The sequence below is a fragment of the Aeromonas sp. 62-46 genome (assembly GCF_001898585.1).
GTDB lineage: Bacteria > Pseudomonadota > Gammaproteobacteria > Enterobacterales > Aeromonadaceae > Aeromonas > Aeromonas caviae.
In genome coordinates, this window is record NZ_MKUI01000015.1 from 26,035 (window position 1) to 48,035 (window position 22,001).

Here is a 22,001-nt window from a genome sequence, read left to right on the forward strand (position 1 = left end):
CTTGATCCAGAACAGGTTTTGGAAGGAGTGGGGCAGTTCACGACCAGCGCCAAAAGGCGCTCTTTTTGCTCACCCCAGACGGGATGCGGGCTCCCGCCCGGCAGGGGATAAAAAGAGAGGGGCACGCCTTCCGACAACAATTGACCGAGGCGCCAGAGAGCGGGAGAGCACATACTGGGGAACAGTCTGTCCCTTGCGGAAAACACACGTGACCAAGGTCTTGCTCCTGCTCTCTCTCCTCTCCCTCCCGCTGCTGGCCGCCGAGATCCTGGTGATCAGCAGCTATCACCAGAGCAACCAGTGGGATCAGAGCTACAGTGCCGGCCTCGAGCAGCACCTCAAGCAGGCGCATCACCTCGGCTATCTCTATCTGGACACCAAGCGCCAGCCCGGCCAGACCCGTGACGAACTGCTCGCCAAGGGAATGGCCGCCTACCGGGCCCACCAGCCGGCGCTGGTGATCCTGGGGGATGACAACGCCATCAACGCCCTCGCCCGACCCATCGCCGCCCGGGGAACGCCCGTGGTGTTTCTCGGGATGAATGAGAATCCGCGCCCCAAGGGGCTGGTCGGCCACCCCCTGATCACCGGCGTACTGGAACGCCCCCTGCTCAAGCGCAGCATCAGCGAGATGAGTCAGTTGATGGGAGGACTGGAGCGCGCCCTGGTGCTGTTTGACGAAAGCGAGGTGTCCCGCACCGCCGTCGCCCACGAGTTCAAGGGGCGAGGCGAGCTGACGATCGGCCAGACCCGGGTCAGCAGCCGCCAGTTCACCGACTACGGACGCTGGCAGGAGGCAGTGCTCGCCAGCCGGGAAAATGGCTATCAGGCGCTCTTCCTCGGCCTCTACCACACCCTCACCGACGCGCAGGGCCAGCATGTGAGCGAGCAGCAAGTGCTGGCATGGACCAGCGCCAACAGCCCGGTGCCACTGTTCTGCTTCTGGGCCTTTGCGGTGGGCAGGGGAGCCGCCATCGGCGGCCTGGTGCTCGACGGCCACAGTCAGGGAGAGAGAGCCGCCGAACTGGCCAATGCCATCCTCTCGGGCACGGCGCCCGGCGCCCTCTCCCCCCGCGCCGCATCCCGCGGGGAATATCTGTTCAGCAAGAGCGAACTGGCACGCTGGCACCTGACGGCTCCCGATGCCTGGCAGGACAAGGTGAGTTACGTCGAGTGAGCCCACCAACGACAAACCCGGCCAATGGGCCGGGTTTGTCTGCTCAAACGTGCATCCTCAGGGCTGAATGGCCGCCTGCAACTCGGCTTCGGTCCAGATGGTGATCCCCAGCTCCTGGGCCTTGGCGAGCTTGGAGCCTGCCGCCTCCCCCGCCACCAGCACGTCGGTCTTGGCCGACACGGAGCCCGCCACCTTGGCCCCCAGGGCCTGCAGCGCCGCCTTGGCGTCGTTGCGGGACAAGGCGGTGAGGGTGCCGGTCAGCACGAAGGTCTTGCCGGCAAAGGGCTGATCGCTTATCTCTTTCTTCTCGATGGCCGGCCAGTGGATACCGGCGGCCAGCAGGGCGTCGAGCACCTCGATGTTGTGGGGCTGGCGCAGGAAGTAGTAGACGTGCTTGGCCACTATGTCTCCCACGTCAGGCACCTCCAGCAACTGCTCCACCGAGGCGGCGCGCAGGGCATCCAGGGTGAGGAAGTGGTTGGCGAGGTTCAAGGCGGTCGCCTCTCCTACTTCGCGGATCCCCAGGGCAAATAGGAAGCGGGGCAGGGTGGTGCTGCGGGCGGCATCGATGGCGGCCACCAGGTTGAGGGCCGATTTTTGCCCCATCCGCTCAAGCCCGGCCAGCTGGATGGCGTTGAGGCTGAACAAGTCTGCCGGGGTCTTCACCAGCCCCTTGTCCACCAGTTGCTCCACTATCTTGTCGCCAAGGCCATCCACATCCATGGCGCGACGCGCCGCGAAGTGCTTGATGGCGGCCGCCCGCTGGGCCTCGCAGAAGAGACCGCCGGAACAGCGGGCCACGGCCTCCCCTTCCAGCCGCTCCACCGCCGAGCCGCACACCGGGCACTCGGTCGGGAAGAGGATCGCGCGGGCATCCGCCGGGCGCTGCGCCTCCACCACAGCCACGACCTGAGGGATCACGTCCCCCGCCCGGCGCACGATCACGGTGTCGCCGATCATCACGCCAAGGCGCGCGATCTCGTCCGCATTATGCAAGGTGGCGTTGGAGACGGTGACGCCGCCGACAAACACCGGCTTGAGCTTGGCCACCGGGGTGATGGCACCGGTGCGGCCCACCTGGAACTCAACATTCTCCAGCAGGGTCATCTCCTCTTCTGCCGGGAACTTGTGGGCGGTAGCCCAGCGCGGCGCGCGGGCAACGAAACCGAGCTCCCCTTGCAGGGCGATGTCATCCACCTTGTAGACCACGCCGTCGATCTCGTAGGGGAGATCCCCGCGACGCGCCAGGATATCATCGTGAAACGCCTGGCAGCCGGCGGCACCCTCTTTGAGCTTCACCTCGGGGCTGAGCGGCAGACCCCAGGCCTTGAGCTGATTGAGGCGACCGAAGTGGGAATCCCCCAGCTCGTCGCCACCGACTCCCACGCCGTAGGCATAGAAGCTGAGGGGGCGGCTGGCGGTGATGCGTGAATCGAGCTGGCGCAGGCTGCCGGCAGCGGCGTTGCGCGGGTTGACGAACACCTTCTCCCCCGCCGCCAGCGCATCGCGGTTCATCGCCTCGAACCCGGCCTTGGGCATGAAGACCTCCCCACGCACCTCCAGCCGCGCCGGCCACCCCTGGCCGCGCAGGGTCAGGGGAATGGCCTTGATGGTGCGCACGTTCTCGGTGATCTCCTCCCCCGTGGTACCGTCCCCGCGAGTGGCGGCCTGTACCAGCTGGCCATCCACGTAGAGCAGGCTCACCGCCAGACCGTCGAGCTTGGGTTCGCAACAGAAGGTGAAAGTCACCTCCCGCTTGAGGCGATCACTCATGCGTTGCTCGAACGCCTGCAACTCCTCGCTGCTGAAGACGTTGTCCAGACTCAGCATGGGGATCTCGTGGCGTACCTGCTTGAAGGCGGTCAGCGGCTGGCCCCCCACCCGCACGCTCGGCGAGGCCGGGGTTTTGAGCTCGGGATGCTCGGCCTCCAGCGCGATCAGCTCGCGCATCAGGCGATCGTATTCGGCGTCCGGCACCGTGGGGTTGTCCAGCACATAGTACTGATGGCCGTACTCGGTCAGCAGCTCACACAGTTGACGGTGGCGGGAGAGGATATCGCTCATGAAAAAGTCTCGAAGTGTGATGGAACATTCAGTCTGGGGCAGAAACAAAAATGCGGCACCGGGGTACCGCACTTTTCATTGTTTAAGCCCCATGGCGCATCAGTCGCGGCTGGCCTCGTAGGCCGCCAGCTCGTGACGGTAGCGGGCGATGTCGTCGTCGCTGAGGGGACTGCGCGAGGCATCGGTCAGCATGGCATCGAGATCGCTCGCCAGCTGATCCGCGGCCTGCAACATGTGCTCGAAGGCGAAGGCGGCATTGCTGCGAAGGGGCAGTTGCATGAAGAGGGACACACCCGGGGTGCTGAACTGCTCCATGCGATAGGGGTTGAAGGTACCCGGCTTGACCATGTTGATCATGGAGAAGAGCACCTCCCCCTTGCCGCCCAGATCTTCGTGACGGTGGAAGATGTCCATCTCGCCAAACTTGAAGCCCAGCGCCAGCAGGGAAGAGAGCAGGGTCGCCCCTTGCAGATCGTGGCCGGGACGGGCCATCAGGTTGATGACATAGACATCCTGCCAGATCTTCTCGACCGGGGCCGGAGCGGGTTCTGGCTCGGCTGTGTGAACCGGCTCTTCATAGGCTGGCTCGTCATCGTAAGCGGGCTCTTCATAAGCCGGCTGGGCGTAGCGGGGAGCCTGCTGGGCAACCGGTGCCGGCTCGCGTGCACCGAAGGTCGGCGCCTGGGCATAGGCCGGCTCCACCAGCGGCTCTTCGTCCAGCGGCTGCATCATGGGCTCGCGCTGCGGACGGGAACGGTGTACCGGGGTACGGCGGATCACCTGGGCAGGTTTGCGCACCGGCGCGGCAGGGGCCTCTTCAACAGGGGCGGCAACCGGCTCGTCATAGTCCTCTTCTTCCTCATACACAGGCTGAGGGGGGACAGGGCGAGCGGCAGGCTTGCGCACCACGGGAGGCGGCAGATCGGCGTCGTCATCTTCATCATCGAAGGCGGGAACGGGGGCGACACGGCGGGGTTCGGGCTGACGGGCCTCGTCGCTGCGCAGTTTGGGCTCGGCACGACGGCCACCGCTCACCACACGCACCTGACCGATGCCATCGCTGTCGAAGGCGTCGTTGTCACGCTCACGGGACTTGGACTCCATCCGACCCAGGGGTTTCTCCTTGATCGGTGCCTGACGATTCTTTCTGTTGCTCCACAACCCGTGAATGAGCAATGCCGCGATGGCAATACCGCCCAGGGCAACCAAGATGTAACGCAATTCCTGCATTAGCTGCTTCTCTTTCTAGTTTTGCTCAGCCAAAGCGACGGCTTCACCGATATCGACCGACACTATGCGCGAAACCCCGGGCTCTTGCATCGTGACGCCAACCAGCTGCTCGGCCATCTCCATGGAGACCTTATTATGACTGATGTAAACGAACTGTACTGTGCTCGACATCTCTTTGACAAGAGAACAGAAGCGACCGACGTTCACTTCATCGAGCGGTGCATCCACCTCATCCAGCAGACAAAATGGTGCTGGATTGAGTCTGAAGATGGCAAAAACCAGCGCAAGGGCGGTTAGCGCCTTCTCCCCCCCGGAAAGCAGGGCAATGGTAGCATTCTTCTTGCCCGGAGGTCTTGCCATGATGCTCACTCCGGCCTCCAAAAGATCATCCGAGGTCAGCTCAAGCCAGGCACTGCCCCCCCCGAACACTTTTGGGAACAGGGATTTTAAATCTTCATTGACCTTATCGAAAGTGTCGCGGAAGCGTATTTGTGTTTCTTTATCAATTCTTTTAATGGCTTGGCTCAAGGTGTCGAGGGCCAGCTCCAGATCCTGGCACTGATTTTCCAGGTAGCTTGAACGGGTTTTCGCCTCTTCGTACTCCTCCAGCGCCGCCAGGTTGATGGCGCCAAGCGCCTCCACCTGCGCCTCCAGCGTCTGGATCTCCTGGCGCAGCTTGCCGCGATCAGCGGCAATCAGCACAGCCTGATCGAGGTCCACCAGGCGAACGCCCAGCTCTTCGAACTGCTCGTGCAGTCCCTGCCTGCGCGTCAGGTTGCGCTCGCGCTCGAGCCGCAGAGTCGCCAGTTTCTCCTGAATTTTCACTAGCTGCTTGTGAGCGGCGCTTCTGGCCTGCTCCAGCTCGGTCAGCTGACGATCCAGCTCTGCGAGCCGCTGGTGACAGGCCAGTTGCTGCGCCTCAAGATTACGCTGTTCGACCAGCAGGGGCGACAGATCCTGACTCGGAGCGGCCCCTGGCTCCTTGAGTTCCGCCAGCTCCAGGCCGATACGGGCCAGCTCCTGCTCGCGCAGCGTGATGAGCTGGCGCTGGTTCTGCTGCTCCAGTTGCAACCGCTGGCAGGCCGCCTGCTGCTGCTCCCGGCGAAGGCGCGCCTCTTCCAGCGCCCGCTCCGCCCCGCTTACCTGCTCCTGGGCAAGCAGCAGCGCCTCGGCGAGTACCTCCCCCTGCTCCTGCAGCTCGCCAAGGGCCGCTTCATCCTGCTCAAGCCGCTCCCCGGCCGACGCCAGCCGCTGCGCCTCCTCAGCCTGCTCTTTATCGAGCCGGGCCAGCTCTTCCCCCAGCTGGCCCAGGCGCTGCAAGCGCTCCTGGCGCTGCCCCTCGCGCAGACTCCAGGCTTCGCGCAGTTGTTGCCACCGCTGCTCCTGCTCGCGCAGGGTGCGCTGAGCCAGCTCATGCGCTCCATGCTGCTGGGCCCGCGCTGCATCGGCGGCGACAAGCTGCTCGTCGAGTCTGTGCAGCGCCTCCCGGCCCGCGGCTAGCTCGGTGTGCAGCCGCTCACGCTCACCGAGCAGCGCCAGGGTACCGAGGGCCATGCCCTCCCCCAGATCCGCCCAGTTGGGGCCGAACCAGTCGCCGGCGGGAGTGAGCAGCGACTCACCGGCAGAGAGGCTGTGCAGGCGGGACAGCGCCTCCTCCCTGCTCTCTGCCAGCCAGATGGCATTGAGGAAAGCCGGAATGTACTCGCCCCCCAGTTGCGCCGCCAGGGTATCGGCCCTGGCTGGCTGGGCCGGGCCAATCCAGAGTCCAGGTTGCGCCAGGTTGCACTCGTCCGCCGGGATTGCGGTGAGCCAGCGGCCGAGCACCTTGTCCAGCCCCCGGGCCCACTCGGGGGGCACCTGCAACCGATCCGCCAGGGTCGCGCCCGCCATCTGCTCCCCCAGGATCTGATCCAGGGTGGCGAGGCGCGCCTCCAGCTCGCGCAGCAGGCCCTGCTGGCGACCCTGCTCTGCCTTGAGTGCTTCATGGCGGGCCACGCCGGCCTGCCACGCCGCATCGGCTTCCTCATGGCGGGCGCGGGAGAGCGAGAGTTCCGCCGCCAGGGCATCGAGGGCCGGTTGCAGGTTCTCCCCCTCCCCGCCAAGGGGCCCGGCCTGTTCGTCTTCCAGCTTGAGGCGGGCCAGCCGGGTCTTGGCCTGCAGCTCCTGCAGGCCGTTCACCTCGGCGCGGGTCTGGTTGAGCCGCCCCTGCAACTGGCCCAGCTGCTGCTGCCACTGCTGCTGACGCTGGCGCGCCTGCTCGAGCCGATCGCCCGCTGCCGCCCGCACGCTCTGCTGGTCGGTAAGCAACTGCTCACACTGCTCGAGGCGCGCCGACGCCACCTCCCCCTGCAACGTGCTGTCGCTCAGCTGTTCCAGTTGGCCGGCCAGCTGGGCCTTGAGGCCGTCGATACGCTCGCCGAGGGACTGCCGCCTCGCCTGCCAGTCGCGGCCCAGCTCGCTCTGGTGCAGTTGCTGCTGCTCGAGGCGGGCGATGGCTTGCCCGCCGAGGAAAATCTGCTGCTGGCGGCTCGCCTGCTCGGCCTGCGCCTCCTGGCGGGCCACCGACAGAGTGACGTGACGCCCCTCGTCGGCGGTGCGCTTGGCATCGAGTGCCGCCAGCGCCTGCTCGGTCTGGGCCAGTTCGGTCTTGGCTTCGCCAAGACGTGTCTCCAGCGCCCACAGTTCCGAGCCGATCAGCTCCGCACGAGCGGCACGTGATCGACTCTTGAGCTGCTTGTAGCGCTCGGCGGTCTCGGCCTGGGCCTTGAGATGCTCGAGGCGTGAGCCCAGTTCGCCGCGGATATCGCCAAGGCGCTCCAGGTTCTCCTGGGTATGGCGGATACGCTGCTCGGTCTCGCGGCGCCGCTCCTTGTAGCGGGAGACCCCGGCGGCCTCTTCCATGAACAGCTTGAGATCGGCGGGGCGGGACTCCACCAGCCGGCTGACGGTGCCCTGTTCGATGATGGCGTAACTGCGGGGCCCAAGGCCGGTGCCGAGGAAGAGGTCGGTCACGTCCTTGCGGCGGCACTTCTGGCCGTTGATCTGGTAGTGGTTGGAGCCGTCGCGTAGCACTTCGCGACGCACCGAGATCTCGGTAAAGCGGCCGAATTCGCCGGGTACCCGGTTGTGGGGATTGTCGAACACCAGTTCCACCGAGGCGCGGCCATGGGCGCTGCGGTTGATGGAGCCGTTGAAGATGACGTCGGTCATGTTCTCGCCGCGCAGATGGCGGGCGGAGCTCTCCCCCAGCACCCAGCGCACGGCGTCGATGACGTTGGATTTGCCGCAGCCGTTGGGGCCCACCACGGCGGTCATGTCGGCGTTGAGTTCGATGCGGGTCGGCTCGACAAACGACTTGAAACCGGCGAGTTTGATCAATTTCAGACGCATGGCGGCCTATGTGGGTAACGAAATAAAGAGGAGGCGGGCAGGCGACTTTACCAAATCAAAGGCTTGTTTGTAATATGCTGGCACTTTCCCCATTCACTGATGGAGCTCACATGAGCCAATCACCCCACATGGTCAAAGATTCGGTCAGCGGTGCAGACTACTTCCTGCGCGGCTTCTCGCTCATCCGCCAGCCCGGCATCCGCACCTTCGTGCTGATCCCCCTGCTGGTCAACTTCGTGCTTTTTGCCGGTGCCTTCTACGCCCTGTTGCTACAACTGGACGGCCTGTTCGCCTGGCTGCACCAGCAGATCCCGAGCTGGCTCTCCTGGCTTGATTACCTGCTCTGGCCCATCGCCCTCATCACCATACTGGTGGTCTTCTCCTTCATCTTCAGCTCGGTGGCCAACTGGATAGCTGCCCCTTTCAACGGCCTGCTGGCAGAGAAGGTGGAACAGATCCTCACCGGTGAAGCCATGAATGACACCGGCATGCTGGATGTGGTGAAAGATGTGCCCCGTACCTTCGGCCGCGAATGGACCAAGCTGAAATACTATCTGCCCAAGGCCATCGGCTGCCTGATCCTCTTCCTGATCCCGGTAGTGGGCCAGACCCTGGCACCCGTGCTCTGGTTCCTGCTCAGCGCCTGGATGATGGCGATCCAGTATGTCGATTATCCGTTCGACAACCACAAGATCGGCTTCATCACCATGCGCGACGCCCTCAAGCAGCGTCGTGGAAAGTGCCTGAGCTTCGGCGCCCTGGTGACCCTCTTCTCCGCCATCCCGGTGGTGAATCTCTTCGTGATGCCGGTGGCCATCTGTGGCGCCACCGCCATGTGGGTGGACCAATACCGCAGCGAGCAACTTGGACGCTGAACCGCGTCATCATGATCAAAAGAGGGGGCGAAAGCCCCCTTTTCATTACTTAATCTAATGCATAACCAAGATAGCTTGTCGCCCCAGCGTAGGGTTGTTAGGATGCGGGCCTTTCTCGCACCCTGGGATATCTCATGTTACATGCACTCTTCTTGCTCGGCCTGGTGGCCGAAGGGATGACTGGCGCGCTGGCAGCGGGTCGGCGACGGATGGATCTGTTTGGCGTCGTGATCATCGCCTCGGCGACGGCCATCGGTGGCGGTACCATTCGGGATGTGCTGCTGGGCCACTATCCCCTGCTCTGGGTCGAGCACCCCGAATACGTGCTGCTGGTGGCGGGCGCCGCCATGGCCGGGGTCATCTCGGCACCGCTGATGCGCTACCTTGGCAAGCTGTTCCTGGCGCTCGATGCCCTGGGGCTCGTGGTCTTCTCCATCTTCGGGGCTGCCCGGGCGCTCGAGATGGGCCACGGGGCTGGCATCGCCTGCATCATGGCCGTGGTGACCGGCGTGTTCGGGGGGGTGCTGCGGGACTTGCTGTGCCAGCGTATCCCGCTGGTGTTCAAGCGCGAGCTCTATGCCGCCGTCTCGCTGATCACCGCCGCGCTCTACTGCTTTGCGCTGCACCATGGGCTGCCCAACGACTGGGCCGCTTTCGGTGCCATCGGCATCGGCTTCGTGCTGCGCCTCCTGGCGGTACGCTTCAAGTGGGGACTGCCCACCTTCAACTATCAGTACGCCACCCATTGAACACGCCAGTTCCTGGCCATATCGCACGGATAACGAGCAACAAAAAAGCGCCATACGGCGCTTTTTTGTTGGGCATCGGCAAGAGAGGAAAGGGTCAGTTGATCCCTTCCGAGCTGAAGAAGGTCGCCTTGTCGGCGATGAAACGCACCTTGATATTCTTGCCTTCCCCTCCCCAGACACAGCTCGTGGTGCCGAGAGCATCGTCGCAACGCTCGGCCTTGCCGAGGATGGCACTCGCTTCGGCATAGCTCATCCCGACTTTCAGCTTGTCGTAGCTCTCGCGGTTGAGCTTGCCGCAACCAGTCAACAACAGGGCGATGAGCCCCCCGATCACAATCTGCTTCATCTTTCTCTCCTCTGGCTGGAGTCCAGAGCCTAGCAGCTTGGTTCCCCTCAATGCCAGCGGCAACAAGATACAATCGGCACTCAACCCTTGAGGAAATCCCGACTCACCAGCTGCGAACGGGGCCTGTATCCAGGTGCACGAAGTTGTCGGAAGGGTAAAAACCCACACCGCCCACCTTGAGGTTCAGGGCGGCCTTGCGCAGGTGCGCCAGCTGCACGCCGGGGATGCGCACGTCAACCGCCTGCCCCAGGGTGTGGTAGCTGTGCTTGGCGACGCCGCGACTCTTGCGCCGCTTCTGCTGATTGGTGGCCGGGGAGCGATAACCCGAGATGAGCTGGATTTCGCCGTGGCGTCCCAACTTGTGTTGCAGCAGAAAGAGCTGATCGAACAGCTTTCTGTCGATGTTGAACACTTCGTTGCGACGGTAGTCACGGAAAATATGGTTGAGCTCCGCCAGCCCGTCGCTCAGATAGTGGCCATCTTCCCAATAACTGGCGCGTACCCGCTCGCCGGTATTGAGGTTGAAGAAACTCAGTTCCCGTCCCGAAGTGCTGCGGCTCGCCAGCGCAGGGAACGACAGCAGGCTGGTCCCCATCAGGCAACCCGCCCCCAGCAGCAGACGGCGTCGGCTTATCTCTTGTCCCAGCATCCGTTGTCCGTCCATCTCATGGTGAAGTCACACAGGTGAATGAATTTGATACAAGGGCCGAAACTACCTGCCAGAAAAAGCGCTGTCAAACCCCATTCACCCATGAAAAAGCCCGGCACGGGCCGGGCTTTTCACTCTGTGGCGAGGATCACAGCAAGCGGCTTTGATAGCTGACTCTGTCGAATCCGTAGATATCGTTGCGCAATTGCTGGCGTCCCTCTTCATCAATCCAGCTGCTCCAGTAGACGGTAAACACCGGGATAGGGTTGCTCAGGGGCAGCCACTTGGTCTGGGTCTCTTTCAGGATGCTGGCCACCTTGTCCGGCTGATAGCGGGAGTCCGCCAGCAGCAGCTCCGCCAGATCGTCGGCGTGTTCCACCCGGATGCAACCCGAGCTGAAGGCACGGGCCCCCTGCTCGAACAGCGCCTTGCGCGGGGTGGAGTGGAGATAGATGGCATCGTTGTTGGGCAGATAGAACTTGTAGCGACCCAGGGCATTGTGATCCCCCGGCTTTTGCCGCAACCGGTAAGGGAAACCGGAGGCCAGCGCATGGTGCCAGCCATCTTCGCTGAACTGCACCGGATTGCCCTCGCCGTCGATCACCTCGAACTGTTCGCGATCCAGGTAGGCAGGATCGCGCCCGAGCTTGGGCAGAATGTCCTTGCTCAGGATGGAGCGCGGCACGTGCCAGGCCGGGTTCAGCACGATGGAGCGGATCTCGCTGGCGAGGATGGGGGTGGCCCGCTGCTCCTTGCCGACGATGACCCGACTGGTGAAGACCTCGCTGCCAGACTCCACCACGCTCAGGCGGTAGTCCGGAATGTTGACCAGCACATAGCGACCGGCAAGGTGATCCACCAGATCACGGCGCCACAGGTTGCGTACCAGCAGGCTGGCGCGCACCTCGGGGCCGGTATTGAGCCAGCTGCGGGTCTGACGGCCGATGATGCCGTCGGCGGTCAGGCCGTGGCGGCGCTGGAACTGCTTGATGGCCTGTTCGGTCTCGGGATCGTAGAGGCTGTCCTGGTGAGTCGGGGCACTGTCCCCCAGTTCGTTCAGGATGGAGCGGATCTGGCCGAGCTCGGTCGAGCTCTCCCCGGCCCGCAGGGTCGGCATGGAGAGGGTGGGCCAGTGCTTGGCCATGGGCATGGCCAGCAGCTTGCGCACTTCGTCGCGCACGGCGTCGTATTCCGCCACCTGTGGCCTGAGTTGCCTGACCTGCTCCAGCAGATTGTCTCCCTGGGGGGCATGGGCCAGGGGGCGGTTCAGATCCAGCTTGAGGGTCTGCATCTGTTCGCGCGCGACCAGATCCATCCCTCGCCAGGCCTGCTGGAACCGGGCCAGCTTGCCAAAGGCCTCATCGTAGAGGGCACCGCGTCGATCCGCCGGGGTCTTTTGCAACTGCTGCCAGAGGCGGTAGAAATCCGGATGCAGCTGGGCCAGCACCGCTTCCTGCAACTGCTGTTCAAGCTCATGACGAGCCTGCTCGGCCACCTCGTTCTGATACCAGTCATGCTGAATGCTGGGACTGGCCACTACCGCCTGTTCCGTGCTGGCATGAACCATGCTGGCCGGCCAGCAGCCCAGCCAGATGAGATTCGCCAATGCCAACCAATACTTCTTACCCATGCTTCTTACCACGCTTGCCTCAAATCGGTTCATTTCGGCCTGTCAGGCGCGACGGTCAGGTCCCCATGATGCGTGAATGCTGGCGACTTTGCTAGCGGACGGAGGTGTAACGACGCCAGATGAGTTCCTGCTCCCCGCTGTCGCCGACGGCCACTATCGCCTCGTTGAACCGCGCTACGAATTCCCCGGACAGGGTCTTCTTGCTCAACATGAAAAAGGTGGGCGTCTCATGGATCGCCATGGTGTGGGGGACGACCGCATCCGACAGCCCCTCTCTCTTCAGACCCCAGGGCGTGGCCAGACTATCCCCGAGAAAACCGTCTATCCGCCCAAGCAGCAGCTTGCGATAGTTTTGCACATCGTTGACCTCGCTCACCTGGTTGCGGTATCGCTGCAGAACCTTGGTGATTTCCGGGCCGTAATAGTAGTCCCTGGTCACACCGAGGCGATGCCCGTGGGCCAGCCAGCTCGCCAGATCCGACTCCTCACCGGTACCGGATTTGCGTACCCAGAGCGATGTCCGGCCCGGGTTGTAGGGGATGGAGAACCAGGCATAACGCGCCCTCTCATCAGCAAAATACGCCTCCATCACGATGTCCAGCCGACCCCGCTCAAGATCGTGCAACCCCCGCTTCCAGGGACGCTCCACATAGACCAGACGACAACCCAGCCGATTCGACACGGCATTGAGGTAGTCGACCGCAAATCCACGCAGTTCCCGACGTGCTCCCTCTTGCTGGTAATAGTGGTATGGGGGCCAGTCATCGAAACCGACGCGAAGGGGGGAGGAGCAGAACGATTGCGCCCACAACGGTTGGAGGGGCAGACAGCAGAGCACACACAGAGAGAAGAGTCTCATGGGTCATCCTTGACGACGGGACAGGCCATCTTAATTCTGCCCGGGTGAAATGGCGACAGATCCTGCCACAACAAAGCACAATATCAGCCGTTTGCCTGATGCGCCCCAGGTGGCGGCAGACAGGTTGGCGCCGAAAAAGCCACAATCAAGAAGAGGAAGCAAACGACCCCAAAGCCCCTTGGTAAGCAGGGTGATTGAGGGTTAATATGTGAGCAAATATATTTTTGTGATCCACTATGCTTTTTTTGCAATTGGATTAGCATATGCGCGAAATCTGCCTATCAATCTGTCGGGCGTCGAGTGAGTAATATGACCTACAAAAAGTTCGGTTTTCTGGCTGCCATCCTGGCACTGAGCGGTTTCTACCTTTATACCCTCTATCTGGCCGCTCACCCCAACGTGAGCCTGGCTTACAAGCTCTATTACCTGGAAGGCAAGACCCGTTTCTGGGAGCACAACTCCAGCATGACCTACCAGCCCGGCAACGAACTCAACCTGACCAAGCCGAGCCGCTTCCTCTCAAGCGAAGGCTGGGCCAAGAAGCCCAGCGAGCAAGGCACCGAGCTGAGCGGTCAGGGCGGTCTCTATTTCGTGCTGCCCAAGCAGCAGGCCCAGCCGGAGCAGCTCACCATCCAGGCCAGGATCAACAGCCCCCAGGCTGGCGCCCTGCTCAAGGTGGCGCTGGGTCATGATTTCACCACCACGGTCAAGCTGGCCAAGGCGGGCATCAACGAGATCCGCCTCAGCCTGCCGGGCGACTCCCTGACCGCCGATCCCAAGCGTCCCAACTTCCTGGCGCTCTCCGCCCCGACACCGCTCAACGTCCAGTCCGTGCGACTGACCGTGGCTCAGTGAAGCGGAATGCCCCAAGTATCTGTTCCGTAAAATAATTCTTTCAATAAGGAAGTTCCCATGTCCCGTGCCGATTTTCGACTCTCTCTGGTCGTTCCCGTTTACAACGAGGAAGAGAGCATAGACGCCTTCATCAGCGCGATAGATACCGAACTGGCCCCGCTCAAAGACCAGCTTGAAATCGTGTTCGTCAACGATGGCAGCCGTGACCGCACCCGTGAGGTGGTCGAGCAGGCCATCGCCCGGGATCCCCGTGTGACCCTGGTCAACCTGGCCCGTAACTTCGGCAAGGAAGCGGCCATGACCGCCGGCCTGCACCAGGCCAAGGGCGACGCCATCGTCCCCATGGACGTGGACCTGCAGGATCCCCCCTCTCTCATTCTGGAGTTCGTCAAGCTGTGGCAGACCGGCGACTATGACACCGTCTACGGCATCCGGGTGGATCGCAGCGCCGACACCCCGATGAAACGCCTGACCGCCGGTGGCTTCTACCGCTTCTTCAACGCCCTCTCCACCAGCACCAAGCTGCCGGAGAACGCCGGTGACTTCCGCCTCATCGATCGCAAGGTGGTCGAGGCCATCAAGCAGTTGCCGGAGCGCAACCGCTTCATGAAGGGGTTGTTCGCCTGGGCCGGTTTTCGCGCCGTCGGCGTTCCCTACGAGCGCCCGGCCCGCCATGCCGGCGAAACCAAGTTCAACTACTGGAAGCTGTGGAACTTCGCCCTTGACGGCCTGATGAGCTTCTCCAGCTGGCCGCTGCGGGTGTGGAGCTACATCGGGGTCGGTGTCTCCTTCATCGCCTTCCTCTATATCCTCAAGATCATCACCCAGGTGCTCTTCTTCGGCATCGACGTGCCCGGTTACGCCTCCCTGATGTCGGTCATGCTGTTCCTCGGCGGCATCCAGCTGCTGTCGCTGGGCATCATCGGCGAGTACATCGGCCGCATGTTCGTCGAGGTGAAACAGCGCCCCGTCTACCTCATCGAAGGGGTCTACGGCCAGTACGCCAAGCAGGATGAAGAGCAGAAGCAGGAAGTGCCCACCACCAGCAAGAAGAGCGCTGGCAAGAAGGCCGCCGCGAAAGCCGCTGATGATCAGCAGGAGCAGGCGTCTCAATGATCTCCCGCGAGGAATTCTGGCGGCTGGTTCGCTTCGGTTTTGTCGGCGGGGGGGCCACCCTCGTCGATCTGGGCACCTCCATCGCCCTGTTTCATACCTGGCCGGCCATCTCCGAGCACCTGGTCACGACCCTGGCCTTTGCCGTGGCGTTCTGGTTCTCGTTCTTCGGCCATCGCTACATCACCTTCCAGAAACAAGGTGCCGCCAGCAAGTTCCTGCTGGTTGCCCTCTTCTCTCTGGCGGTGCGTAATCTCATCCTGAGCGGTTTGCTGTTTGCCGGTCTCTCCGGCCTGTTGCCGGTGGTGATCGCCACCCTGACCGTCACCGTGCTCACCTACGTTCTCTCCCGTATCTGGGTTTTTGCCTGATGAATGATATGACCAATACCGCCCCGTCAACCGGGGCTGCACTCCCCTATCGCCCGTCACTGCGCATCAGCGGCCGCGACTGGCTGATGATCGTCGCCGCCTTCGTGCTGAGCCGGGTGGCGCTCTATGGCATGGGCTATTTCGGCGTCCAGCTCTATGGCGCCACCGACATCGGGCCCCTGCAAGCCTACTGCCAGTTCGACTGCGTCTGGTTCCAGCGCATCATCGAGAATGGTTACGACCTCTATCCGCGCTGGTTGAGCAAGGGCAATGCGGCGAACTGGGCCTTCATGCCCCTCTATCCCATGCTGGCCGGCGGTCTCTCCAGCCTGTTTGACATGGAGAGCCTCATCGGTCTGATGCTGGTGGCCAACATCGCCTTCTTCATCAGCTTGCCCCTGATGCTGCTGGTGCTGCGCCAGCTCAAGCTGGGGGACGACACCGCCCGCTTCGGGGTCTGGCTGCTGGCCTTCTCCCCCTTCTCCGCCTATTTCGTCTCCGGCTATACCGAGCCCATGTTCATGGCCTTGATGCTGGGAATGTTCCTGTTCGCCTACCGCGAACAGTGGCTTATGGTCGCCTTCCTCGGCATCTTCATCTCCGCCACCCGCAACCTGGGGGTGATGATGGTGTTCCCGGTGCTGATCCTGGCCCTGCAGGCCTACGGCTGGCGCGAGTTCTTCCGCTTCACCGAGCGGGCCTTCAAGGTGGTGTTCACCCTCTGGCTCATTCCCCTCGGCCTCTTCTCCTACATGGTCTATCTCTATCACCTCACCGGGGATGCCCTGGCCTTCAAGCACATCCAGGTGGCCTGGGGCCGCTATATGGACAGCCCCCTGGACTGGTGGCTGAGCGGCTTCGAGCTGGGGGGGCGCAAGGCCTATCTCTCCATCATGGTGATCTTCGGCTGGTGCCTGAATGGCTACCTGTTCAGCCAGAAACGCTGGGCCGAAGCGACCCTGATGTTCATCTGCTGCACCATCCCCCTGATGACCGGACTCAACGCCATGCCCCGCTACATGTTCGGCCTCTATCCGACCCTGCTGGCCATCGTGCTGCTGGCCCATCGCTGGCCTGCCATCCGCCCTGCGGTGCTCTGCATCAGCGGCATGGTTGCCTCCTTCATCGCGGTGGCCTTCGTCAACTTCAAGTTCTTCACCGTCTGACGCCACCCCGAATGCCTACAAGCCGGTCAACTGACCGGCTTTTTTCATGGCCGCGACACCCGGTTCACACTTTTCCATTCTTGAAAACGTAACCATTTGAACTGACGTCACAAATCGGTATTTTACCGGTCCAAGCCTGCCCCAGCGCCCCCTAGAATGAGTGCCTCAACGGACCCTGCTCCTCACACTCTGCTCAAGGAATGGCTTATGCGTCTCTCTTCGCGCCCCGCTCTTCGCCCATCACCCCTGTGGCTGGCCGTGCTCGCCACACCGCTGTTCATCGGTCAGGCGATGGCCGCCCCCGAGGTCTATCTCCATGTGGATGGCAAACCGGTGGCCGAGGCGCTGACGCTGGACAAGGGCACCGTCACCCTGACCCACAGACTGGACAAGGGGAGCCACCAGATCCGCATCAGCGATGCGGGCAACAGCTGCGGCACCAGCTTCGGGCCAACCGAGGCCAAGCCCCTTCCCTTCGGCACCGCCCAGCCCATGGACAAGTGCAGCAAGGGGACAGACTTCAATCTGAGGGTGATGCTGGCGGGGGACTACGAGTTCACCTTCAATCCCGATACCCCCAGCCTCAAGGTGTTGCGGGCAACCAAAAAGAGCGAGTTCAAACGCCAGCCCCCGGAAGAGCCCTGCATCAGCTGGGATGGCGGCCCGGTCACGACATCACTCAAGGGCGTCTGGCCCGACGGCACCCGGTTGCGGGATGCCTACTCGGGACAGGAAGCCGTGGTCAAGGGCGGCAAGATCACCCTGACACCGAGCAAGGAGAGCGGCGGCCTGCTGCTGCTCGAGCCGGTCAAGGCCGCCAAGCCTACTCCCTTCAGCTGGGATCAGGCGAGCGTCTATTTTCTGCTGACCGACCGCTTCCACAACGGCGATCCCGCCAATGATCACAGCTTCGGTCGTCAGAAGGATGGTCAGGACGAAGTGGCCACCTGGCATGGCGGTGACTTCAAGGGGCTGACCGAGAAGCTCGACTACATCAAGCAACTCGGCATCAACGCCATCTGGATCACCCCCATGGTGGAACAGGTCCACGGCTTCATCGGCGGTGGCGAACAGGGGAACTTCCCCTTCTACGCCTACCACGGCTACTGGGCGCTCGACTTCACCAAAATCGACCCCAACTACGGCGACGAAGAGAGCCTGAAAACCCTGGTGGACGAGGCCCACAAGCGCGGCATGCGGATCATCCTCGACGTGGTGATGAACCACGCAGGCTACGCCACCCTCGCCGACTTGCAGGATCTGGGGCTCACCGATCTCACCCAGAACACTGGCAAGCTGCCGAGTCGCTGGAACGAATGGCGCCCGAGCGGCGGCCTCAACTGGCATGGCTACAACCAGTTCATCGACTACCAGTCATCCCACTGGGACAAGTGGTGGGGCCCTGACTGGGTGCGTGCAGGCCTGCCTGGCTACCCGCAACCCGGCACCGACGACGTCACCGGCTCGGTGGCGGGACTGCCGGACTTCCTGACCGAATCCACCAGATCGGTGGGGCTGCCACCGCTGCTCGCTGCCAAAAAAGACACCAGGGCCGAGGCCCTGCCCAACGCCACCGTGAGCGACTACCTCATTACCTGGCACACCGACTGGGTGCGCCGCTTCGGCATCGACGGCTTCCGTGCCGACACCGTCAAGCACCTGGAGCCCGCGGTCTGGGCCAGGCTCAAGCAGGCGGGCACCGACGCGCTCAAGGAGTGGAAGGCCGCCAACCCGGGCAAGGCCCTCGATGACCTTCCCTTCTACATGGTGGGCGAGGTGTGGGATCACGGGGTCGCCAAGGACTTCTGGTACCAGCACGGCTTCGATTCCCTGATCAACTTCGACTACCAGCGTGAATTCGCCCTGCCCCAGGCCCAGTGCATGGCAGGGGCAGAGCCCACCTATGCGAGCTATGCCAGCCGCATCAACCAGGATCCCGAGTTCAACGTGCTGAGCTACATCAGCTCCCACGACACCAAGCTCTTCTTCGGCGACTACCAGGACGTGGCGCTGCAACGGCGGGTGGCCAACAGCTTCATGCTGCTGCCGGGGGGTATCCAGATCTACTATGGCGACGAGTCCGGCCGGGGACTGGCCAAGGATGGCGGCGTGTTCGATCAGAGCGTGCGCTCGGACATGAACTGGCAGGAGCTGGCGAGTGGCGAGAAGGCAGAGCTGGTCAAGCACTGGCAACGGCTCGGCCAGTTCCGTGCCGCCCACCCTGCCATCGCGGCGGGCAGCCACAAGAAGATTTCCGATGTCCCCTACGGCTTCGTGCGGGAGAAAGGAGAAGACAAGGTGGTCGTGGTCTTCGCGGGTCGGCAGAAATAGCGACCTGGCCTGAATAAAAAGGGGGAGCCGATGGCTCCCCTTTTTTGTCTTGCCGACGCCCGCATCAATCAGGCTGGCGGGCCGCCTTTGGCCACTGCAACCTCGCCCTGAGCAGGGTTTCCTGCCACAGGGGCCAGGCCAGCAAGGCCTGCTGATAGGCGCCAGCCTGACCGGGCAGCGAAATGCCATAGCTTGCCAGTCGATAGGCCATCACCGCATAGAAGGCATCCAGAATGCTCGCCTCGTCGAAATAGAAGGGCCCCCGCGCCTGGGACCAGAGGGTCTGCAACCGGGCCAGCTCGTCAATGACCTCCACCGGCGGTTCACTCTGGGTGGGCGCCCCCAGGAAGAAGGGCAGCAGGGTGCGGATCTGGCGAAAACCGGCGTGCAGCTCGGCGCACAGGCTGCGGGCCAGTGCCCGTTCGGCCTTGTCCACCGGATAAAGGTGACGCTCCGGGCAACACTCGTGGAGATATTCGGCGATGGCCAGAGAGTCGTGAATACGCAGCTCACCGTCGTCGAGCCAGGGCACCAGGCCGGCGGGGGCCGTGCGCTTGAGCCGTTGCAGCTCCTTGGCATCTTCCAGATCGAAGACCTGCTCCTGCCACTTGAGCCCGCTCATGGCCAGCACCAGCGCCGTTCTCATTGCCCAGGTGGAGCCCGTGCCCACCGTCAAAACCAGGGATCCCATCGATTGCCTCCTGCATGGGTTGTTTACTGGCCATCCCGCCGGCCCCGTGGCACGGCATCCGATGACCATCTCACATTTGCGTACTGGCGGGTTTGACCCACTTGGGTAGCAGTGCTAGTTTGATTTTTCAAAACAATCGGTTAGCAACAATGTGAGCTATGGACAGCCAATTTACCATCGTCATCGCAGATGACCACCCCCTGTTTCGGGGCGCCCTCTATCAAGCGGTGCACATGGCCATCGACGACGCCAGATTGCTGGAGGCTGACTCCATCGACAGCCTGAGCCACCTGCTCGATGAACATCCCGACGTCGACCTGCTGCTGCTGGATCTCAAGATGCCGGGGGCCAACGGCTTCGAGGGGCTGGCCTATCTGCGCGGACATCACCCGGATCTCCCCATCGTCGTGGTCTCGGCCTCCGAGGATCCCGCCATCATCCAGCAGGTGCTGCGCCTGGGCGCGCTCGGCTTCATTCCCAAGTCCGTCCCCATGAAAGAGCTGGTCAGCGCCCTCAATACGGTGATCGGGGGGGACAACTGGGTGCCGGAAGGCATCTCCCTCCATCCCGAGCCCAGCGAAGGGCCCGATTTCGCCACCAAGCTGGCCAGCCTCACCCCCCAGCAATACAAGGTGCTCATCATGTTGCGGGATGGCAGCCTCAACAAACAGATCGCCTGGGAGCTCAACGTCTCCGAGGCGACCATCAAGGCCCATATCACCGCGATTTTCCGCAAACTCGGGGTCAAGAACCGCACCCAGGCAGTCATAGCCCTGCAGCAAATGGGCATCAAGGACGACTGAGCTCGTCCCCGGCTGGCTTGTATCGAGCCAGCCACAACCGCCCCCAGCAGACTCTCTGGCCCCCCGCGGCAGCCGGAAACGGCCTCCCTGCACCATTTGCGGCTCGACAATTAGCACGGTCGTACTTTATGCTGCCAGCCCAGAGAGAGGAGAGCCGGATGAGCAAGGGACGTCTGACCCGCGACACCATTTTGCAGACTGCATTCGAGCAGGCGAGCCAGCAGGGGCTTGAGAGCCTCACCATAGGTTCCCTCGCAACGGCCTGCGAGATGTCAAAAAGCGGTCTGTTCGCCCACTTCCAGTCTCGCGACAACCTCCAGATCGCCGTGCTCACCCATTCCGCCGAGGTATTTCGGGAGCGGGTGATCCAGCCGGTGCGCCAACAGGGACACGCCACCCAGCAGGAGAAACTGCTCGCCCTGTTGCAGGCCTGGCTGGCCTGGAACCAGAGTTTTGCCGGCCGCTGCATGTTCCTCGATGCCTGGACCTCCGCCCAGGAGGGTGAGGTCCAGCAGGCGGCACGCGAGCTGGTCCGTTTCTGGCTCGACTACCTGGCACGCCAGGTAGTGCAGGGGCAGGCCAGAGGGGAGTGGCGCAGCGATCTCGACCCCTGGCGCGCCGTCTATCGCCTCTATGGCCTCTATCTCGGGGATCAGGTGTTCCATGCCCTGGCGCTCAGCGAGGATCCGGCCCGCCACTTCTGGCCCGAGGTGGAACAATTGCTGACCAGCTGGCGCTGACCCGACGGGCTCTTCCTTTTAAAAACTCGCAAAAAAGCACGACCGTTCGCACACAAAAAACACAGGATGACCATGAGCAGCAAGATCTACTTCAACACACGCCGCTTCAGCCCGAGCAAGTTGCTGCTGGGCCTCGGCACCCGCCTGCATCACGTGCTCGCGCCCACCCACGCCAAGCGCACCGCCAGCAAGCTGCTGCTCACCCCGCAGCGGGCGACCCGGGACGTCGAAGCCCCGGCCGGCCTGGTCGAGCAGGCCATCCACACCAGTGAAGGGACCCTGATGAGCTACCGGCTCGGGCAGGGGCCGGTCTGGCTGCTGATGCACGGCTGGTCAGGCAGTGCCAGCCAGTTCTATCCGCTGATGAGCCATATCGCCGCCCAGGGCTATACGGCCCTCGCCTACGATCACCCCGCCCACGGCCGGAGTGAAGGGAACAGGGGCCACCTGCCCCGCTTCGTGCGCGCTTTCGACGAGATCCTCGAGCGGGTCGGCCCCGTCCAGGGCGTCGTCACCCACAGCATGGGGGGCGCCGTCACCCTCAGCAGCCGTCACCCGGCAATCGATGCGCTGCCGCTGCTGCTCATCTCCCCGGTGCTCGACTACGTGCCCCAGCTCTACGGCATGGTGGCGCGCTCCGGCTACTCCATCCGGCTGTTCGATGCGGTGGTCAAGGAGATAGAACACGAATACCAGCACCCGCTCAGCACGGTTGACCCCCTTGGCCGGCTCGCCCGGCGCAGCGGCGCCGCCCTCATCGTTCACGATGAGGAAGACCGCTTCGCCCCCCACCGGGACTCCCTACGCGCGGCCCAGGATGGCAGAACCCGACTGGTGAGCACCCGGGGGCTCGGCCATGGCCGTATTCTGGCAAGCCCTCCAGCCTTCGCCGCCTTCGATCAACTGAGCCAGACGCCCTTGGCAAACTGAAAATGAAACGGGCCGCAAAAATTGAGCGTGCG

The 22,001-nt window shown here is 63.0% G+C and carries 19 protein-coding genes; 11 read left to right on the forward strand and 8 right to left on the reverse strand.

Annotation, left to right across the window (positions count from 1 at the left end; genetic code table 11):
• The first annotated feature begins 208 nt into the window (after positions 1-208).
• Positions 209-1,177: an ABC transporter substrate-binding protein gene (locus tag BGO64_RS04770; RefSeq protein WP_286700263.1), complete on the forward strand. Its 969-nt coding sequence runs from the start codon at positions 209-211 to the stop codon at positions 1,175-1,177.
• Positions 1,178-1,234: 57 nt separating this feature from the next.
• On the opposite strand, the gene ligA is transcribed toward BGO64_RS04770, so the two are convergent.
• From ligA to BGO64_RS04785, 3 genes are all read right to left on the reverse strand, one after another.
• Complete coding sequence (gene ligA, locus BGO64_RS04775) at positions 1,235-3,241, reverse strand: NAD-dependent DNA ligase LigA (RefSeq protein WP_182935977.1); 2,007 nt, start codon at positions 3,239-3,241, stop codon at positions 1,235-1,237.
• A 99-nt stretch (positions 3,242-3,340) separates the two neighbouring features.
• The gene (gene zipA, locus BGO64_RS04780) at positions 3,341-4,471 is read right to left on the reverse strand and encodes a cell division protein ZipA (RefSeq protein ID WP_210557565.1); all 1,131 of its coding nucleotides are present in this window, start codon (positions 4,469-4,471) and stop codon (positions 3,341-3,343) included.
• A 15-nt stretch (positions 4,472-4,486) separates the two neighbouring features.
• Positions 4,487-7,861, reverse strand: a complete 3,375-nt coding sequence (locus BGO64_RS04785; RefSeq protein ID WP_286700264.1) for an AAA family ATPase — start codon at positions 7,859-7,861, stop codon at positions 4,487-4,489.
• Between the two features lie 110 nt (positions 7,862-7,971).
• On the opposite strand from BGO64_RS04785, the gene cysZ reads away from it, so the two are divergent.
• Positions 7,972-8,736: a sulfate transporter CysZ gene (cysZ, locus tag BGO64_RS04790; RefSeq protein WP_010673447.1), complete on the forward strand. Its 765-nt coding sequence runs from the start codon at positions 7,972-7,974 to the stop codon at positions 8,734-8,736.
• A 134-nt stretch (positions 8,737-8,870) separates the two neighbouring features.
• Positions 8,871-9,485, forward strand: a complete 615-nt coding sequence (locus tag BGO64_RS04795) for a trimeric intracellular cation channel family protein (protein ID WP_010673446.1) — start codon at positions 8,871-8,873, stop codon at positions 9,483-9,485.
• A 94-nt stretch (positions 9,486-9,579) separates the two neighbouring features.
• Here BGO64_RS04795 and BGO64_RS04800 read toward each other — a convergent pair whose 3' ends face one another.
• From BGO64_RS04800 to BGO64_RS04815, 4 genes are all read right to left on the reverse strand, one after another.
• Positions 9,580-9,831, reverse strand: a complete 252-nt coding sequence (locus BGO64_RS04800) for a hypothetical protein (protein ID WP_010673445.1) — start codon at positions 9,829-9,831, stop codon at positions 9,580-9,582.
• Between the two features lie 103 nt (positions 9,832-9,934).
• On the reverse strand, positions 9,935-10,480 hold the full coding sequence (mepK, locus tag BGO64_RS04805; RefSeq protein ID WP_201921545.1) for a peptidoglycan L,D-endopeptidase MepK: 546 nt from the start codon (positions 10,478-10,480) through the stop codon (positions 9,935-9,937).
• 148 nt (positions 10,481-10,628) lie between these two features.
• Positions 10,629-12,110 carry a L,D-transpeptidase family protein gene (locus BGO64_RS04810; RefSeq protein WP_143237904.1) on the reverse strand — a complete coding sequence of 494 codons (1,482 nt, stop codon included), beginning with the start codon at positions 12,108-12,110 and terminating at the stop codon, positions 10,629-10,631.
• A 91-nt stretch (positions 12,111-12,201) separates the two neighbouring features.
• Complete coding sequence (locus BGO64_RS04815; protein ID WP_069651724.1) at positions 12,202-12,969, reverse strand: substrate-binding periplasmic protein; 768 nt, start codon at positions 12,967-12,969, stop codon at positions 12,202-12,204.
• Between the two features lie 309 nt (positions 12,970-13,278).
• Between BGO64_RS04815 and BGO64_RS04820 the strand changes: the two genes are divergently transcribed.
• The 5 genes from BGO64_RS04820 to BGO64_RS04840 all read left to right on the forward strand — a co-directional run bounded on the left by BGO64_RS04820 (position 13,279) and on the right by BGO64_RS04840 (position 18,805).
• A complete protein-coding gene (locus BGO64_RS04820) occupies positions 13,279-13,824 on the forward strand; it encodes a hypothetical protein (RefSeq protein ID WP_010673441.1) in 546 nt (181 codons plus the stop codon).
• A gap of 57 nt (positions 13,825-13,881) precedes the next feature.
• Entirely contained in the window at positions 13,882-14,940 is a 1,059-nt protein-coding gene (locus BGO64_RS04825) for a glycosyltransferase family 2 protein (RefSeq protein ID WP_010673440.1), read from the forward strand.
• Entirely contained in the window at positions 14,937-15,308 is a 372-nt protein-coding gene (locus BGO64_RS04830; RefSeq protein ID WP_010673439.1) for a GtrA family protein, read from the forward strand. Before BGO64_RS04825 ends, BGO64_RS04830 begins: the two co-directional genes overlap by 4 nt.
• Entirely contained in the window at positions 15,308-16,474 is a 1,167-nt protein-coding gene (locus BGO64_RS04835; RefSeq protein WP_029313951.1) for a membrane protein, read from the forward strand. The genes BGO64_RS04830 and BGO64_RS04835 overlap by 1 nt, the downstream gene beginning before the upstream one ends.
• Positions 16,475-16,681: 207 nt before the next feature.
• On the forward strand, positions 16,682-18,805 hold the full coding sequence (locus tag BGO64_RS04840; RefSeq protein WP_286700265.1) for an alpha-amylase: 2,124 nt from the start codon (positions 16,682-16,684) through the stop codon (positions 18,803-18,805).
• Between the two features lie 64 nt (positions 18,806-18,869).
• Here BGO64_RS04840 and BGO64_RS04845 read toward each other — a convergent pair whose 3' ends face one another.
• Complete coding sequence (locus tag BGO64_RS04845; protein ID WP_104454571.1) at positions 18,870-19,496, reverse strand: glutathione S-transferase; 627 nt, start codon at positions 19,494-19,496, stop codon at positions 18,870-18,872.
• A 158-nt stretch (positions 19,497-19,654) separates the two neighbouring features.
• Here BGO64_RS04845 and BGO64_RS04850 point away from each other — a divergent pair, with 158 nt between their 5' ends.
• From BGO64_RS04850 to BGO64_RS04860, 3 genes are all read left to right on the forward strand, one after another.
• On the forward strand, positions 19,655-20,299 hold the full coding sequence (locus tag BGO64_RS04850) for a response regulator transcription factor (protein WP_045523565.1): 645 nt from the start codon (positions 19,655-19,657) through the stop codon (positions 20,297-20,299).
• A gap of 158 nt (positions 20,300-20,457) precedes the next feature.
• On the forward strand, positions 20,458-21,039 hold the full coding sequence (locus BGO64_RS04855) for a TetR/AcrR family transcriptional regulator (RefSeq protein WP_109112625.1): 582 nt from the start codon (positions 20,458-20,460) through the stop codon (positions 21,037-21,039).
• A gap of 72 nt (positions 21,040-21,111) precedes the next feature.
• Positions 21,112-21,969, forward strand: a complete 858-nt coding sequence (locus BGO64_RS04860) for an alpha/beta hydrolase (protein WP_143237909.1) — start codon at positions 21,112-21,114, stop codon at positions 21,967-21,969.
• Positions 21,970-22,001 lie beyond the last annotated feature (32 nt).